General features: G+C 52.2%; 14 protein-coding genes and 2 tRNA genes. 12 read left to right on the top strand and 4 right to left on the bottom strand.

Annotation, left to right across the window (positions count from 1 at the left end):
• Positions 1 to 5: 5 nt before the first annotated feature.
• Together BM123_RS00130 and rlmH are read right to left on the bottom strand one after the other, a co-directional pair.
• Positions 6 to 2,489 (bottom strand): T9SS type A sorting domain-containing protein, encoded by a 2,484-nt coding sequence (locus BM123_RS00130; protein ID WP_090164783.1) that lies wholly within the window; start codon positions 2,487 to 2,489, stop codon positions 6 to 8.
• A 317-nt stretch (positions 2,490 to 2,806) separates the two neighbouring features.
• Positions 2,807 to 3,280 carry a 23S rRNA (pseudouridine(1915)-N(3))-methyltransferase RlmH gene (gene rlmH / locus BM123_RS00125; protein ID WP_090164782.1) on the bottom strand — a complete coding sequence of 158 codons (474 nt, stop codon included), beginning with the start codon at positions 3,278 to 3,280 and terminating at the stop codon, positions 2,807 to 2,809.
• A 36-nt stretch (positions 3,281 to 3,316) separates the two neighbouring features.
• Here rlmH and BM123_RS00120 point away from each other — a divergent pair, with 36 nt between their 5' ends.
• Positions 3,317 to 3,682 (top strand): DoxX family protein, encoded by a 366-nt coding sequence (locus tag BM123_RS00120; RefSeq protein ID WP_090164781.1) that lies wholly within the window; start codon positions 3,317 to 3,319, stop codon positions 3,680 to 3,682.
• Positions 3,683 to 3,712: 30 nt separating this feature from the next.
• Here the strand turns inward: BM123_RS00120 and BM123_RS00115 are convergent, their stop codons facing one another.
• On the bottom strand, positions 3,713 to 4,516 hold the full coding sequence (locus BM123_RS00115) for an SUMF1/EgtB/PvdO family nonheme iron enzyme (RefSeq protein WP_090164780.1): 804 nt from the start codon (positions 4,514 to 4,516) through the stop codon (positions 3,713 to 3,715).
• A gap of 44 nt (positions 4,517 to 4,560) precedes the next feature.
• On the opposite strand from BM123_RS00115, the gene BM123_RS00110 reads away from it, so the two are divergent.
• The 11 genes from BM123_RS00110 (at position 4,561) to BM123_RS00060 (ending at position 13,950) form a co-directional block, all read left to right on the top strand.
• Positions 4,561 to 5,583: an agmatine deiminase family protein gene (locus BM123_RS00110; protein WP_090164779.1), complete on the top strand. Its 1,023-nt coding sequence runs from the start codon at positions 4,561 to 4,563 to the stop codon at positions 5,581 to 5,583.
• 129 nt (positions 5,584 to 5,712) lie between these two features.
• Positions 5,713 to 6,714: an isoaspartyl peptidase/L-asparaginase family protein gene (locus BM123_RS00105; protein ID WP_090164778.1), complete on the top strand. Its 1,002-nt coding sequence runs from the start codon at positions 5,713 to 5,715 to the stop codon at positions 6,712 to 6,714.
• Between the two features lie 242 nt (positions 6,715 to 6,956).
• Positions 6,957 to 7,688: a copper homeostasis protein CutC gene (locus tag BM123_RS00100; RefSeq protein WP_090164777.1), complete on the top strand. Its 732-nt coding sequence runs from the start codon at positions 6,957 to 6,959 to the stop codon at positions 7,686 to 7,688.
• Positions 7,689 to 7,771: 83 nt separating this feature from the next.
• The gene (locus BM123_RS00095; RefSeq protein ID WP_090164776.1) at positions 7,772 to 8,725 is read left to right on the top strand and encodes a sugar phosphate isomerase/epimerase family protein; all 954 of its coding nucleotides are present in this window, start codon (positions 7,772 to 7,774) and stop codon (positions 8,723 to 8,725) included.
• A 125-nt stretch (positions 8,726 to 8,850) separates the two neighbouring features.
• Positions 8,851 to 10,158, top strand: coding sequence for a 30S ribosomal protein S12 methylthiotransferase RimO (rimO, locus tag BM123_RS00090; protein ID WP_090164775.1), 1,308 nt, complete (start codon positions 8,851 to 8,853; stop codon positions 10,156 to 10,158).
• Between the two features lie 226 nt (positions 10,159 to 10,384).
• Positions 10,385 to 10,466: transfer RNA gene (locus BM123_RS00085), tRNA-Leu, on the top strand.
• 204 nt (positions 10,467 to 10,670) lie between these two features.
• Positions 10,671 to 10,755, top strand: a tRNA-Leu gene (locus BM123_RS00080).
• Positions 10,756 to 10,928: 173 nt separating this feature from the next.
• Positions 10,929 to 11,714, top strand: coding sequence for a hypothetical protein (locus BM123_RS00075; protein ID WP_139211698.1), 786 nt, complete (start codon positions 10,929 to 10,931; stop codon positions 11,712 to 11,714).
• Positions 11,715 to 11,719: 5 nt separating this feature from the next.
• Positions 11,720 to 12,139, top strand: coding sequence for a hypothetical protein (locus BM123_RS00070; protein ID WP_090164773.1), 420 nt, complete (start codon positions 11,720 to 11,722; stop codon positions 12,137 to 12,139).
• Between the two features lie 194 nt (positions 12,140 to 12,333).
• Complete coding sequence (locus BM123_RS00065) at positions 12,334 to 12,753, top strand: OsmC family protein (protein WP_090164772.1); 420 nt, start codon at positions 12,334 to 12,336, stop codon at positions 12,751 to 12,753.
• Between the two features lie 549 nt (positions 12,754 to 13,302).
• A complete protein-coding gene (locus tag BM123_RS00060) occupies positions 13,303 to 13,950 on the top strand; it encodes a GNAT family N-acetyltransferase (RefSeq protein WP_090164771.1) in 648 nt (215 codons plus the stop codon).
• Between the two features lie 14 nt (positions 13,951 to 13,964).
• Here the strand turns inward: BM123_RS00060 and BM123_RS00055 are convergent, their stop codons facing one another.
• Positions 13,965 to 16,811 (bottom strand): putative LPS assembly protein LptD, encoded by a 2,847-nt coding sequence (locus BM123_RS00055; protein WP_139211697.1) that lies wholly within the window; start codon positions 16,809 to 16,811, stop codon positions 13,965 to 13,967.
• Positions 16,812 to 16,821: the final 10 nt, after the last annotated feature.

Raw genomic sequence — 16,821 nt, 5'->3', positions numbered from 1 at the left:
GTACGCTAGCGCTTTATAATCCGGACGGTGTAGATTTTCCCTTCTGCACTTACCCGAACCAGGTACATGCCGGAAGGGTAGTTGCTAAGGTCCAGTTGCTGCTCGTTCCTCAGGTTAATGAGTCTGCCTCTCGGGTCGAATACATCGACAAAGCTCGCCGGGCCACTCAGCCGGACATCGCCGGTAGTGGGGTTAGGGAATATTTTTACGCCCAATTGTTGTAGGGTAGTTACGTCAGAGAGTACGTCGATGGTGATTTCCTGTACAATCCTTGTGGTGCAGGGAGGCAGGCTGGCCGTAAAGACTACGGAGTAGGTCCCCCGACGGGTGTAGGTATGCGTCGGGCTTAGTTCGTCACTCATGTTACCATCACCAAAGTCCCAGCCCCAGGATTCGGCATTACTGGAAACCGTAAAGGTTACCGTAGCAGTATCAACGGCGAAATCAAAGTCTGTGTCAGCGGATTCTAATACGACGATATCTACAGTGGCAACAGAATCTGCCCCTACGGCGTCCACCAGCGTTAATGTGCCGGTATAGGTGCCCGGTTCAGTATAGGTGACGGATGGAGCGGAATCAGTAGAAGTCTCAGGATCGCCTCCGGGGAAATCCCATCGTCTGCTGGCGTAGGTTCCTTCACTGTCATCTCTTACCGTAACGGAAAAAGGAGAACATCCACTGGCGTCTTTTACGTCCGTTCGGGCTACGGCAAACTCACCAACAACGACGGTTCTCGAGGCAACCACAATCTGATCACAGTTTGCGTTAGTCAGTGTAATGCTGACGTTGTATTCACCGGGTTCGGTATAGCTGTGGTCCTTGGATTCGTCTGTACCTCCCAGAATCGTCCCGTCACCAAAATTATAAATGATGGAGACGAAATTGCCCGGATTGGTAACGGTTGCCGTTACGTTCTCACGGTCGGGAGAAATGTCGGCAGCTTCAGCATAGGGGGCGGCAAAGACCGTAAAGTTAGTAGAAGCTCCTTCGTAGGTAACACCGTCTGCGACCAGGCTTTGCTGCACCGTAAAGGTACCTTCGGTTCCGTTATCAAACGTGACGATAAGGTTGCGCCCGTCGGGGCTTACAATGTTCAGCCCACTGTTAGCAGGAGTAATTTCCCAACTGACTTCCTGAGCACCGGCACTCTCGTCCGTAATGCCAAGTGTTTCATTGCTGCATACGGTGTTAGCAGTAATGCCGAGGCCGGGAAAAGGGACGGGTATTTGCACTACTTGCTGTCCTCCGTTAACACCTGTTCCCGCGGGGTTTTCGGTAGGAGAGCATTCATTAGAGCCCAGACGAAGGCCACTACCACCAGCGTCAAAGGACGTTATAGGGTTATAAGCGTTTCGATCAGCGACTGCGGTGATTAGCCTGCCGCCACCTCCGCCACCGCCGGGCCCAAAACAACGGTCAGTACGATTGTTAGTACTACCTCCCTGTCCGCCATCCAGTGATATGTCAGGGTTACCACTCACAATATCAGCGATTATCATCATGCTACCTCCGGCACCGCCGCCTCCGGCACCATCTCCGGTGACGGTACTGCCATTCCTACCATCAGCTATCAGCTTGCAACCCTCTGTGAACACGATCTGTTCAGCCCATAAGACGATGATCCCCCCTCCATTTCCACCGTTTGCATTGCCACTATTATTGGCGTGGCCAGCTCCTCCTCCGCCTCCGAAGTAAATCCGATCTCTGTCAGCGGCCAGTCCGCGCCCTCCCCGGCCCGGGTAAGCTCCCCGGCAGGCCCGATTGAAAATGCCATTAACGACGTTGATGCCTCCACCGCCGCCTTCAGCAGTATTTCCACCGCCACCGCCGCCGGCATTGTGATCGTTGCCGCCACCACCGCCATTGGCCGCAGGAGCTCTTCCTTGTTCCTGTCCAATCGAAATTGTTGCTACTCCTTCTGCCCGTGGAGATCCCCGCCAATCATCCATACTGTAAACCTCACCATTTATTACGGTGAAACGGCCACACTGACTGTCAGATTCATTGCCGGATGCGCCTCTGAATCCTGCGCCACTGGCGTCAAAAGTGCCACCAAGTGTAAGCTGGTCATTCGCTGCCAGAAAAATCACCCCGCCGGTTTGCCCGTCAAATGCCTGGTTAACGGTTAAACCGTTAGGGAAGGCAAGTTCTTTGTCGGCACTAACACCGATTACCTGGCTGTTGGACAGATCATAATCATTGACGATGGGGTTAGCCAGGTACACAGTGTCACCTCCCATTCGTACAACCTTGTTCAAATCATAATGACCCGTTCCACGGAGATTATTCACATATCCTGTTTCTCCGCCGCCAAGGTTTATAGTGGCTCCACCGTGCTGGTAGATCATGACATGAGAAGCATTGGTGGAGGCCAAACTTCCTCGTAACCAACGTTCTTCGCCGTTTAGCTCCGTTATTTCATGGTAGGTGTTTTGAGCACCGAGCAAAAATGAGAAAACAACAAAAATAATAGAGATGCAAAATTTCATCGGTAGGTCGTCAGTTGAGCGCAAAGATATATGGGGGGCTACAAAACAGCACCATTTCACTGCCTAATTGATGTAGGAACAGTCGGTTAAGCAGAGTTTTAACGTATTGGCCTTACAGGACTGTTACTTTAACCCGCCTGGACATCACGATTTAGGGAAGGTTAACTACCGGGCTGGTTTATACAGAGTTTAAAACCAAGGCAAAATCATAAGTATGGAACCGAAGGCTTTCCGCGAAATCCTAATGTAGAGCCGGAGGCGAAATGGCTGAGTTCCTTTCCCTTCCGGGCTGCTCCGCGATGAGCGTCCGGTAGGTACTACTCATTGTGGTATTTCTCTCCCCGGAGTATCGTCATTCCACGGTAGAGCTGTTCGGCGAAGAACAGACGAATCATCTGATGGCTGAAGGTCATTTTGCTAAGGGATAGCTTACCGTTCGCCCGCTGATAAACAGCGGGTGAAAAGCCGAAAGCTCCACCAACGAGAAATACCAGTCGTCGGTAGGGCCGCTGTAGTTGTTTGTCCATCCAGTTGGCAAATTCAACACTGCCGAACTGCTTGCCTCCTTCATCGAGCAGGATGAGCCCATCATCATTTTTCAGGCGGGCAAGTACCATTTCGCCTTCTTTAATTTTTAGCTTCTCCGGGCTGAGTTTACCTCCGCCCTTAACGTCAGGTAACACTTCGAAGGTGACCGGAAGGTAGTGCTTCAACCGCTTAGCGTAGATCGCCTCACCTTCTTTCAGGTAAGTCTCGTTGGTTTTGCCGATATAATAGACGTGTACTTTCACGGTGGCGAAGGTAAGAGATTCCTTACCTTCCCGCCCATGTCTTATCCACTTGCCGGTTTTGCTATTGTTTTGATCCTTGCCGGAATCTATCACTTTTACAATCCAGCGTTCTATGACCCGTTTATGCCGGAATGGTTTCCTAAGCAGTTGGCTAATGCAGCGGGTGGCCTGGCAGAGATACTGATTGGAGCGGCTTTGTTTTATGGGCCAACGAGGCAGTACGCTATCTGGGCTGCTTTTGCGCTAATGGTTATCTTTTTACCGTTGCACATCATAGACCTGGCCAGGGAGAGACCCCTGATGGGCTCAAAAATGGCAGCAGTCATTCGTTTACTCATTCAGTTTGTCCTCATTTGGTGGCTGTGGAGGCTGGGCGCAGGCGCAGGTGCAGGGGAGGGCTAAAAGGCAGTGTCAGCTCAGACACGTACTTAGCTATCGGATGATGAGCCTGAAGCCCAGGTGATTCAACCCGCTATCCGCCGGGGTGTACTGATTCTGGCGGAAGTTGAAACCCGTACAATAGGAAGTACTGCAAAGAAAAGAGCCACCCTTGATGACGGACTCTTTCGTCTGGGCCTTGGTCGTTGCTGTCCACTCCCAGACATTGCCCGAAATGTCGTACAGCCCATTCTCCGCGGGCGGGTAAGATTTAACGGGGGCAATGCCGGGAAATCCATCCAGTACATTGTCTTCGTAGGGGAAGGGGCCTTGCCACCAGTTGCCCGGGTATTTTCCGTCGGGGACCATCTCTTTGCCCCAGGGGAAGTCCGTAAACCGGCCGCTCTGGGAGGCGGCCCACATCCACTCCTCTTCGGTGGGCAGACTTTTGCCGGCCCACTCAGCATAGGCTTTAGCGTCACGCAGGCTAACCTGGGTAACCGGGTGTTCCGGGCGGGCTGCCAGAGAGTCGGGCCCAAGCGGGTAGCGCCAGTTAGCACTGTCGATGGGCAGCCAGGCCAGAGAATCCTTGTTGAATACCCCGGACCAACCGAACTCCTCCGCTTCGGAGACATAGCCCGTTTCCTCCACAAAAGCAGCGAAAGCAGCCGTTGTTACTTCCGTTGCATCCATCAGGAAGGACGGGTGCTCTTCTGTGCCTTTGATCCAGACCATCCCTTCCGGAATATCAGTTGGCCGCTGAGCCCCCTCTGCTTCACAACTTACCATGGCACCTGCGAAAGCGCCAACAACCACAATTTTCAGTAAGGACCAAAAAGAAAGACGGACTTGATTCATCGCTCAAAGTTAAGCTGCTATCTTCGTGCCTTCAAATAATTACTATGCGTTTACCCGCTGAATGGGAAGATCAACAGCTCGTTCTTTTTACGTTTCCGCAGCGAGATGGAGACTGGGGCGAGCAACTGCAGGCCGCTTCTGCCGCCATCCTTGCCGCCGCTAATGCCGTGAACGAAGTGACCCCCGTCCTGATGGTCGTAAGTGATCAGGAACATTTTGCCAGCTTCGCCGCCGAATTTAAGGGCGAGGTGATGAATTGCCCGACCAACGATTGTTGGATCCGGGACTACGGCCCGATCACCGTCATCAATAAAGACCGGCAGCCCGTCTTTCTTGACTTTACTTTCAACGGTTGGGGCGGAAAGTTCGAAGCCGGAGAAGACAACCAATTCCCCCAACGATTTCAGGAGGCCCGTTTCCCGGAAGTTGAGCGCTTGCGGGTCGATTTCGTACTGGAAGGCGGCTCCATCGAGTCCGACGGAATGGGCTCCATGCTGACGACCACCCAGTGCCTTTTCAGCGAAGGCCGAAACGATTGGAATGACCCTGAACTCGCTGAAAAATACCTGCAGTCCTGGTTCGGTCGTAAAACCGATGTCTACTGGCTCACGGATGGTCACCTGATCGGGGACGATACCGACGCACACATTGATACCCTGGCACGCTATCTGGATGAGCGGACCATTGCTTATACGAGTTGTGAGGATAAGACCGATCCACATTTTTCCTCCCTCAAGGAAATGTGGGAAGACCTGAAATACCTGATCACGCCCCACAATAAGCCCTACAAGCTACTTCCGCTTCCGTTGCCACCGGCAATTCACGGGGAAGACGGACATCGGTTGCCAGCCACCTACGCTAACTTCCTGATCAGCAACGGTACGGTATTCGTGCCAACTTACTTTTCTAACGAAGCAGAAGATCACCCCGGAAGGGCGGCTGATACCGCTGCGCTAGCAGCGTTCGAGAAGTACGGGAAATATAAAGTTGTTGCCATCGACTGCCGTCCCTTTATTGAGCAGCACGGTTCATTGCACTGTTTGACGATGCAGGTGCCGAAGTGGTAGGGGGGGGGCAAGTTGCAAGTTACAAGTTGCAGGTTGCAGGGGGGGCAGGTTGCAGGTTGCAAGTTGCAGGTTGCGGGTTGGTGGAGGGAGAAACCTATATTTACCGCCTCCTAACCAATTCCTCCGCTTATGTCTACCCGTCGTCAATTTTTACGTTCACTACCCGCTGCGGGTGCTCTGGTTCCGGTACTGGCTTCCTGTGCCGGAGAAAATGCCTCTTCTGATGAGGTTAGTAAGCCGGTCCGCCCTGTTGTTATCTCGACCTGGCAGCATGGGCAGCTGGCCAACGCAAAAGCCTGGGAGGTGCTCTCTGCCGGAGGGTCAGCACTCGATGCGGCGGAAGCTGGCGTAAAGGTAACCGAGGCGGATCCGGAGGTACATACCGTTGGGCGGGGTTCTTACCCCGACCGGGATGGCATCATCACCCTGGATGCCTGCATTATGAACTCCGCCGGAGATTGTGGCTCGGTGGCCGCTGTTCAGGATATTCTGCACCCGATCTCTCTGGCACGCATGGTGATGGAACGAACGCCTCACGTGATGATCGTCGGGCAAGGCGCCAAAGATTTTGCCCTTACGCAGGGTATGGAATTAACCGAGCTGAGTACGGATTGGAGCCGGGAGGTGTATGCCAACTGGCAAACAAAGAACCCGGACTACAGCCCACCCATTAACGTAGAAAATCACGATACGATAGGCTTGCTGACCCTTGACGAAAAGGGAGATCTGGCCGGAGCCTGCACTACCAGCGGTGCGGGCTTTAAGTATCACGGCAGAGTGGGGGATTCCCCGCTGATTGGGGCTGGCCTCTACGTGGACAACGAAATCGGTGGCGCTACGGCCACCGGTTGGGGCGAAGCCGTGATCCGCGCCTGCGGTTGCTTTCTGGTGGTGGAGTTTATGCGGATGGGGCATTCCCCCACCAAAGCCTGCCAACTGGCCGTAGAAAGGGTGATCAGTAAAAATCCGGACTGGAAGGATATTCAGGTAGGCTTCATTGCTCTGAACAAAGCCGGGGCAACGGGAGCTTATTGCATCCAGTCAGGCTTTGATTATGCGGTGAAAAATGAATCCATCGACAATGAAATGCTGGTGCCGGAATTTAAGATAGAGGCACCTGATGTTGGTTAGCAGAGCGATAGACCGGTCATCAGCGGTATCTTTTGCCCTGACGAAGTCGGGCAAAAGTTCATCCGATGTCTCGGTCGGACGGCGGCTACATCAGCCAGCTGCCTGTCTCGGTCGGAGAGAGAATTAATCAATCTCCTTATGACCGGATTTTACATATCGGATAAACATTCCGGCGGCTGCGCCAGCCAGGAATGATGTATTCGATGAGAAAATCCTAACCTTCAATTAACCAAAATACAAATATGCTATTTGAAGTATGCCTCCAATCCGTAGACGATGCTATTGCAGCCCAGGCGGGTGGTGCGCAGCGGGTAGAACTTTGTGCCGCCCTGGTGGAGGGCGGGATTACGCCGAGCCTGGGCACGATCCGGGCCTGTAAGGCTGCTGTGGATATTGATATCATGGTGATGATCCGGCCACGTGGTGGAGACTTTGATTACACTGAGCAGGAGTTTGCCGTGATGCTTGAAGACATTAAGGTGTGCCGGGAAATTGGGGTAGCCGGCGTCGTGTTTGGCCTGCTGGACAAGAACGGGGAGGTGGCGCGGACGCGGGTGCAAAGACTGGTGGAAGCAGCAGGGGAACTCTCCGTTACTTTTCACCGGGCCTTCGACGTGTGCCTGGACCCCTCCGCCGCAATGGAAACTCTGGTTGAACTGGGCGTAAGCCGCATCCTGACCAGCGGTCAGGCAGCAACCGTTCCGGAGGGCAAAGAGATGCTGCGCCAGTTAGTGGATCAAGCCGCAGGCCGCATCGGTATCCTGCCGGGCTGTGGTATCACGCCGGATAATGTGGCGGAGCTGGTAGCGTATCTGGGCGTAAGCGAATTTCACGCTACGGCCTTCGATACCTTAACTTCCACCATGGAGCATCAGAACCCCGATGTCTATATGGGGATTCCTGGTTTACCCGAGTACGAAAGAGAAATTACCACCGCCCATCGGGTACGTCAATTTCTGGAGGCTGTGAGCTAGGCCCGCAAGCCTCCCAATGCACCAGCGCCCCGGCGCCCGCATTTTCTTTTCCTTGCTATCTTACGCCAAAACATTACAGACCCATGTCCAAGCTTTCGACCTCCCGCCGTCAATTCCTGCGCCACTCCGTCATTGCCGCTGCTGGCGTCAGTGTGTTGGGCTGTGGTGGTAATACGGGAGAAACGACCTCCGGAAAAGAATCAGCCTCCATGACTAAAAAAACCTTGCCTTACGTTGACGAAATCGGGATTCAGCTCTGGACCGTAAGGGATCAGATGGCCATCGATCCTGAAGCCACCTTAAAAACCATCAAAGAGCTGGGCTACCATCAAGTCGAACTGGGTGACACCCGTACCTTGGCCGAGCTTAAGCCGATCTGTGATGACCTCGACCTGAAGATCAACAGTTCTTTCATTAACTGGAACACCGTAACCGGAGGCTGGCAATACACCCCGGAGGATACACCTTTTGATTTCGGTGAAGTGCTCGAAGCGGCTACGAAAGCTGGCCTGAGTCACCTCGTTTTCGGTTACCTCCGTCCGGAGGAGCGTACCTCGGCCGATGACTGGAAGCGGCTGGCCGATAAACTTAATGTAGCGGGAGAAAAAACGAAAGCTGCCGGCATGCAGCTCACCTACCATAACCACAACTTTGAGTGGGATCCCATTGAAGGAACCACGGGCTTCGATATTCTAACCGAGCGGATGGACGGAGAGCTTACCCCCTGGGAACTCGATCTCTTCTGGGCCCAGATCGCCGGGCAGGATGCCCGGGAGGTCATGACTGCCACCAGGGACCGGCTCGAACTACTCCACCTGAAGCAACTTCACCGGGGCACTCCCGTCGTTACCCGGATTGCGGATGTCCCCGAAAACGCTTTCGAAGAACTGCCAGACGGAGATATGCCCATTAAAGAACTCATGCGCTACGGTAAAGAACTCGGCGTAACCTATTGTATGGTGGAGCAGGACGGCAATTACGATACGGGAAGCCTGGCTTCGGCGGGTAAGAGTATTGAATTCCTCCGGAATTCCTAGACGCGCGCTGCGCTCCATTTAGACTAAAAACGCGCTGCGTCTAAAAAGGTGCAGTCGTCTAAAAGTGCGAAGTGCGTCTAAAACGGCGCAGCGCGCCGTACCTTTGCGCCCTTAAGCGAAAGCCTATGAAAACGAAAACGCTCCGTCCGGACAAAGTCAATGTCATCACCCTCGGGTGTTCCAAGAATCTGGTGGATTCTGAGAACATCATCACCCAGCTGAAGGCCAATGACTATGAGGTAAAGCACGATGCCAATGAAGAGGCGAACATCGTGATCGTGAATACCTGCGGATTTATCGATCTGGCCAAAGAAGAGAGCGTTAATACTATTCTGGATTACGCTGACCGTAAGACAAAGGGCGAGATCGATAAGCTCTACGTAACGGGCTGCCTGAGCCAGCGCTACAAAGACAACCTCGAAGAACAAATACCGGAAGTAGACGATTACTTCGGTACGATGGAGCTGCCCGGCTTGCTCAATCGCCTGGAGGCAGATTACAAGCATGATCTCATTGGTGAGCGTTTTATCACTACGCCCGAGCACTATGCCTACCTGAAAATCAGCGAAGGTTGCAACCGGACCTGTTCCTTCTGTGCCATCCCGCTGATGCGCGGTAAACACATTAGCCGTCCGATAGAAGAATTGGTGAAGCAGGCGGAGCACTTCGCCAGCAACGGCGTCAAGGAATTGATGCTCATCGCGCAGGAGCTTACCTATTATGGCCTCGATCTGTACAAGGAGCGTACGCTGCCTAAATTACTGGAAGCTTTGTCGGCCGTAGAAGGTATTCGCTGGATCCGTTTGCACTATGCTTACCCGAGTAAATTTCCGCGCGACATTTTTGATGTCATGGCAGAGCAGCCTAAGGTGTGCAACTACCTGGATATTCCCCTGCAGCATGGCTCTGATGCCGTACTGTTTCGAATGCGCCGGCAGATTACCCGGGCGGAGACGGAAGACCTGATTCGCTACGCCCGCCAGCGGGTGCCGGGGATTGCCATCCGAACAACCTTCCTCGTAGGATACCCCGGAGAAACAGAGGAGGAATTCGAAGAACTCTGTGATTTCGTCCGGGATATGCGCTTCGAGCGGCTCGGCGTTTTTCAGTACAGCCACGAAGAAGATACCAGTGCGCATAAGGTGGAAGATGATATTCCCGCTGAGGTAAAAGCACAGCGCGCCAACCGGCTCATGGAGATTCAACAGGAAATCAGCCTGGAGCTCAATGAAGAAAGGGTAGGGCGAACCCTCGATGTGCTGATCGACCGTAAGGACAACGACATGTACGTCGGTCGTACCGAATTTGACAGCCCCGACGTAGATAACGAAGTTCTTATACCCGCAAAAGACGTTTATCTACGGACCGGGGATATGGTGAAAGTGAAAATCACAGGCGCTACGGAGTATGACCTGGAGGGAGAGATCGCTTAATAACCTGATAGTCAGGTAGTCAAATAGTCAGGCGGCCAAATAGTAAGTAGAGTTAGCGGGTTAGCGTTATGCTTTTCCTGGTTGAGTAGCAGCGTGAAATTTCGCAATGACCATCACTATCAAACCAACTTACTACCATACTATCAGACTATTTCCTACCTTTGCCGCGCTTCAAAAGAGAAGCTCCGCAACTTTCCCTTCCGCCGGGGTGGTTGATGGCAAAAATGCCGACGTGGCGGAATTGGTAGACGCGCTGGATTCAAAATCCAGTTTCTTCGGAAGTGTGGGTTCGATTCCCACCGTCGGTACTTGTTTTTTTCGTGTTTTACGCTAGTGATGATTGTTTTTTTTCTCTGATCGCTTGGTAAATTCACACACCGTATTACCTTTGCGGTCCACTCATAAAACGATATGAGTTTTATCGGAATATCTGGTTATTTATTACGTCTGGCTCCCTGATTGCCATTATGTTCACTAACCAATGTATATAGGTATTCCAACCAATTGTGCCTGCCGAAGTGATGAAACTGGTAGACATGCACGTTTCAGGGACGTGTGCCTTCGGGCGTGGGGGTTCGACTCCCCCCTTCGGCACCACTTCTTAGTAACAAAAGCCCAGCTTCCGGTAACGGAAGTTGGGCTTTGTTCGTTTTTGGGCGACGCAGCGCGGGTGCAATGAAAGGGTGCAGGCTCAGCGGGAGACCGCCAACATCAACCTTTCACCGCTACATCTCATTAGTTGGGTAGACAACTACAAATCCTTTTGCTTTATGAGAAGAATTCTCTTGTTTCTGTTAGTAGCCGTAATCACGGCCTTCCTCTCCAGCTGCCTGACCATCGAGGAGCACACCACGATTCGGCGCGATGGCTCCGGCTCGCAGGTGACGACCATCGATATGAGTAAAATGTTCGATAACCCGCTGATGATGATGGCGATGGAAGAAGAACTGAAAAAAGGAAAAGGTGAGCAGGAGGAGCGGATAGATTCTTCTTTTCTGGTGTACGAAGAATTTTTGCCGGCCAATCCACAGTGGACGGACGAAGAGCGGTCGCTGGTGCTGCGTACTGAAGGACGGATGGTAATGGATCTGGCTGCCGGAGAAAGTGCCATGACCATGAGCTTTCCTTTTCAGGACTTAGCAGAGCTGGAAGCATTGAAGAGCCTGTTGGCATCGGCGAACCAACCGGCCAGCGAGGAAGAGGGAGGTGCCGGCGGAATGATGTCCGGCCTGGCCGGCAAAAATTTCACTACCGGGACGCTCGTTCTGAAGGGCAAGAAACTGATTCGTACCAGTACCGTGGCGAGCTCAATGGACAATCCCTTTGAAGACGAGGAGTTAGGAGAAGAAGGAATGGAGATGGTGAAAGAAATGTTCTCCGATGCTGTCATGGTGTACACCATGGAGTTTCCCGGTAAAGTGAAAAAGGTGAAAGGCTTTCCCGGCCACGAAGTAGTCGGTAATCAGGTTATTCAGGCCTTCGACTTTTTGGAGCTGCTGGACAAGCCCGAAATCGTAGACCTTGGGCTGAGCGGGGAAATCAAATTCAAGAAATAGTAACCATGCTAGGTGATCTTTGGAATGCTGCCCGGCAGGGCGTAAGTGATTTGGCGGGCTCCGTAGGAGACGGTGCCCGGGAGAAAACCCTGGAGTTAATTGAAGATTGGCTGGAAATATTTCCGCAACTCTCAGAGTACGGCCTGGAGATCACCAGCTTTTCGATGGGACTGGCCATCAGCCCTTCGCTTAATGTAGAACTGCTGGGAAGTCATGAAGACTGGTCAGAGGAAGCTATTGCTGAACGGCTGGAAGCGCATAAAGGGGAGACGTCCATCACGATGGTGCTCTCCACCATCCGGACGGCCTACCGTTTGCAGAAGAAGACCAAAGCCCCCCTCAAAGATCCGTTGATTCTGAAGGTCATCGTCCGTCTCTCTCCGGAGGTAAGGGTGGTGCTGGGGCAACCGGTGCTGGAGGATTGAGGGAGCTGCTGAACAGCTCCTTGCTTGTACTGAAGCGTAAGTCTTTGCTTTATAATCCTTCGGGCTGGCGTAATTACGAAGCTGCTTCCTGGCTAATTAAAACTTACTTTGCACCTGCGTCTGCGCCCAAATACCCCGTCTCCAATGTCCCAATAAGCGGCAGCCCAAAGAACAAAAACTAAAGAACTAAAACTATGACCATCAACCTTCACCGCCTCGACGATGCCTTCCACCTGCAAGCCACCAATGAAGACGGTTTAACCGTGGAAACCGACGGTAGCCCCGCCATCGGAGGCCATAATGCCGGCATGCGTCCGATGCAGCTGGTCCTGTCAGCCGTTGGAAGCTGTTCCAGTATTGACGTTATCATGCTGCTTAAAAAGCAGCGTCAAGAGCTAAAAGACATCAGAATCGCCGTTACCGGAACCCGTCGGGACGAAGCGCCAAGACTCTTTACCGCTATCCATGTTGACTATACTCTGATCGGAGACATTGATGAGAAAAAAGCGGAACGCGCCTGTCGCCTTAGTATGGAGAAAATGTGCTCGGTGAGCTTAATGCTTAAAGCAGGTGGCATTGAGGTGTCCTGGGAGTACAAGGTACTCCCTGAATAAGCCTGATAGCGTATTTTGTTTTTTGTTCTAAACTACTTAATTCGACCACTATTCGAATCAAAACCACCGTTTATCGGACGAAAGTGCCTTTTTTTGGGGCTAAGACTTGATCTTTAGGGTTCAAAGGATGCTGTGTCATTTTGAATAACAGATGGCAGGGCATATCTTGTAGATATATTTTACTGATTCACGACCATCAGCGGCGCGACTCTTTTGCGAAAAGCTGAACGTTTTCCCTACTTCAGACCGTGTCACCACGGTCCATTCAAACCCGGTACCAAAGACTTCTATCGCCAGGATAGAGGCTTGAATCAGTACCTAGGAACATAAACCTTCTTCGGAAGGACTTTGATCGGATGCCCTTCAACGGACCCTCCGACCGTGAACCTGTTTTAACCACTAAAATCTGTAATTAGTTAAAGATTCAAATTATTTGCGCTTGAACACACATATTAACCTACTCGCTATTACCCTTTGTCCCATGCAGAATTCGAGGTCTTTGTACTTCGAATCTCTGTTGGGTCCCGGGGGGTGTACCGTCGTGTGTAAATGAAATTTCCTTTCCTCAGTGGAAAGATGAACGACTATTTTGAAGTAGGTTATCTTGATGGCTGCCTCCTCCGGGAGGCGGCCATCGTTTTAATACAACTTATGCTTCCTACCTTTTCAACCTCGAGGCTAATTATTCGTCCCTTTCTGCCAGAGGATAGCAATGACATTTTCCGGTTAAATGGAAACCGGAAGGTAATGCAGTTTCTGCCCAGGGATGAATTCTTTGGTAGTCAGGCAGAAGCCAGCCATTTTCTTGAGAGCTATATTCGGAAATCGGAGGAAGTAGCCTTTGTTCGTCAGGCCGTTATACGGAGGTCAGACGGTAAGTGGTTGGGCTGGTGCGGCCTGCGGGAGCAGAAGGATGGAGAGGTAGATCTGGGATTTCGGTTTCACGAAAGCGAGTGGGGTAATGGCTATGCTACGGAATCAGGCCTGGCCTGGCTGGAGTATGGTTTTAATGAAGGCCAGCTCTCCGAAATTGTGGCAAATGCTGCAGTGGGAAATGTCGGAAGCCAAAAAGTGCTTGCAAAGCTGGGTTTCCTTCGGCACGAGCGAGAAGATCATACAGAAGACGGCTTTCGGTGGTTAAGATACCGGATAAACAAAAACCGTTATCAAAAAGAGTCCGTTAGCCAAACGATGTAATCGGTTGGAATACTTTACTGAGAAAGCAGTCGCCCGCCATCAAACCTGTTCTGGTTCACCGGCAGGTTGATGAAGTCCAGCGTACCTGGTTTTACGGCAATGGAGAATTGGTAAGTATTACGTTGCGGTGCCCAGCTAAAACGCATTTCCCAACAGTGCAGGTCACGTACAAAGCTTAAATAAGGATAGGTGATGCGCTTACTGGTAAAGTCATAACCAATTTGGCCGATGTTGACCCTCCAGTTGTTGGTCAGCTGAAGATCTCCCCGCAATTCGATGGAATTGGCGATCTGCTGGAAGACCGGTGTACCGCGGTCGTCTACGTCCGGATCGTCGGTGTTAAACTCGCGGACAAAGCGGAAGTTAAAAGTATGCCGGATACTGAAGCGTTCGAATAAACTCAGCAGGTCCGTCTCCTCGAACAGAGTGGTCTCTTCTTCCCGTCTTTTTCGCCGTTCTTCCTCCAGATCGGTAACAACTTCTTCTTCGGCCCCCTGAAAGAGTTCGCGAATTTTCTGCACCGTAATGTTAGTGGAGATCGTACTGCTTAAATTGGTAAGCGATAGGGGGAAACGGCCTTCAGAGAGGTTGAAAACATCTACCCGCTGGTAAGACTCTTTTGCGGCATCATAGCGGGTGATGTAGGGGTCCATCGTCGCCGATACGTTGATCCTGGTTACTCCCTTGAAAAACTGGGTGCCGCCGCTGAAGCGTACGGTACTCCACTTCAGACTGTCCAGGGTGAAATCGTAGCTTCCGCTCACCCCAATGTTCTGGAAGAGCTTAACGTTTTGGGAAGTACTGTCTTTTTTGTTCCAGACCTTCGCCTCAAAGAGGTTGGCAATGGAGTAGCCAATGCCAAGGCGTTGCTCTGAAGCAGTAGGAGCGCCGAATATTTGGTTAGCGAAGGGAGAAAGGAAAGTAGTAGAATCTCCGTTCAGCGGGTCAATTTCGTTTTCAGCGATGAAGTAAGGTGTGTCACTTATGTAGTCTCTACCGTTGAGGTAGTTGGGCTGATAACCAAAGTTCAGGGACGGTTTCATCACGTGCCGTAAGCCCTGGAGACCCAATAGTCCTTTCTTTCGAAACTTGACCTTGCCGAATAGCTGCGTACTTACACTCACTCCGGCACTAAAGGTTCGGTAACTGGCCAGGCCAGGGTTGAGTTCGTTGATGATGTCCCCAAGGCTGGACACTTCAATCCGCTCCTCTCCGGTAATGGGGTCGATAATGGTATCTTGCGTAATATTCCCGTCGAGTCGATAATCCCTCGTCTTGCCGTAGTAGACTTCCTCGTAACTGATGTTGGGGCTTACGTTGAAATACTTCAAAACGTTCAGGCTGACCGCAGCGGTCACGTCATGGCGGAAGCCATACTGACCGTCATCCAGTGTCGCCTGAGTGAAGAAGGTGGAGTCCGCTCCGGAGAACTCCGTACGGAGCGCATTTTTATAGCGCATAGACAGCTTTTTCCACCAGGCAGATTGCTTTCCGGGCAGGTTGCGTAGCGGATAAATGGTCTGCGTCTGGAAGGTCGCATCGGGGAAGTTGACCGTGATCTGTCGCGTTTGATTACTCTGGCTGTGGTTCAAACCGGCAGTCAGGGTGGATTTTATGCCCGGGAACTGCTTGGTCATGTTCATGCTCGAGCGGATCACGTTCTGGCTGGCTACCTCATAAGAGTTGATGAAGCGCTGATCCACCAGGTTGGTCTGGAAGTTGAGGGAGCCGCCGAAATTAAACGTCGGGTGGGCACTGCGGTCTTGCCGGTGGCTCCACTGCAGGCTGATTCCTTTGTTGGTGTTGATGTTCAGCTCGTCATCTTCCACCTGTTGATTGCGGAAACTGGCATTGAAACTACCACTGTATTTATAGCGGCGAACGTAGCGAACGTTCGTGTTCAGGGCGTAGGTGCCTTTGAGGTAATAGTCTGCGGTGACCTGAAGGTTGACGTGTTCGCCAATGGGGAAGAACCAGCCGACTCCCTGCAGGCCGTAACCAAACTGAGGGGAATATTGATAGTCAGACGGAAAGAGCAGACCGGTACTTCGTCCGCTCTTCAGGGGGAAAAAGCCAAAGGGCAGCCAGAGTGGGGTAGGGACGCCCATTATCTCCAGATTACTGGGGCCGATGACGGCCAGCTTATTGGGAATCACTTTGGCTTTACGCGTCCGGATGCCGAAGTGGGGATGTTCATCAGAACAGGTCGTGAAAATGGCTCCTTCGGTATAGATAACGTCGGCTCTGGTGGTATCGTCGATCCTCACGGCACCGCTTACGAATTTTGACTTTCCTCCTCTGACAAAAATATCGTCCTGGGTGGTGGTGGTACCGTAGACAATGCCCTTTTTTGTCTTGAAGTTGTAGCGCATTTCTTTGGCAACAAAACTCTGCCCTCCGTCGCTGAATTCCGGCTGTCCGGCTGGCCGACCGATGCTGTCGGGGAGTGGTTCGGCAAAAACGATGTTGGTGCCGTAATTGAGCACAATGTGGTTGGCCTTCAGGCTAATCGTTTGGTAATCAACGGTAGCTGAGCCGTACAGGTGAATTTCCTGTGCTTCAAAGTCTACCCACATGCTGTCTTCTGCTGCATAATCCACGGGTGCGGTGAGGGAGTCAGAAGACATAATGAACTCGGCCGTTGAACCACTGATGGCAGGAGCGGGAAGCGTGTCAAGGTCAGGGCGGAGAAGCTGGATGGGGCCAGCGGGTAAGGTGTCAGCCGGTAGAGTATCAGGCGCGGCCGCAGGTGCAGGGGTTTGTTGAAAGGCAGTGCTGGTCGGATAGGCGGGCGAAGCCCCGCCGGAGCTTGTTACAAGCCCTGCTCCAATAAGCTTTCCTTGCACCAGCGTCAGCGCCATCACCAGAAGC

Origin of the sequence: Neolewinella agarilytica, assembly GCF_900110645.1 — a bacterium.
GTDB lineage: Bacteria > Bacteroidota > Bacteroidia > Chitinophagales > Saprospiraceae > Neolewinella > Neolewinella agarilytica.
The sequence above is the reverse complement of the archived record's forward strand: the minus strand, read 5'-3'. Positions and strand labels throughout refer to the sequence as shown.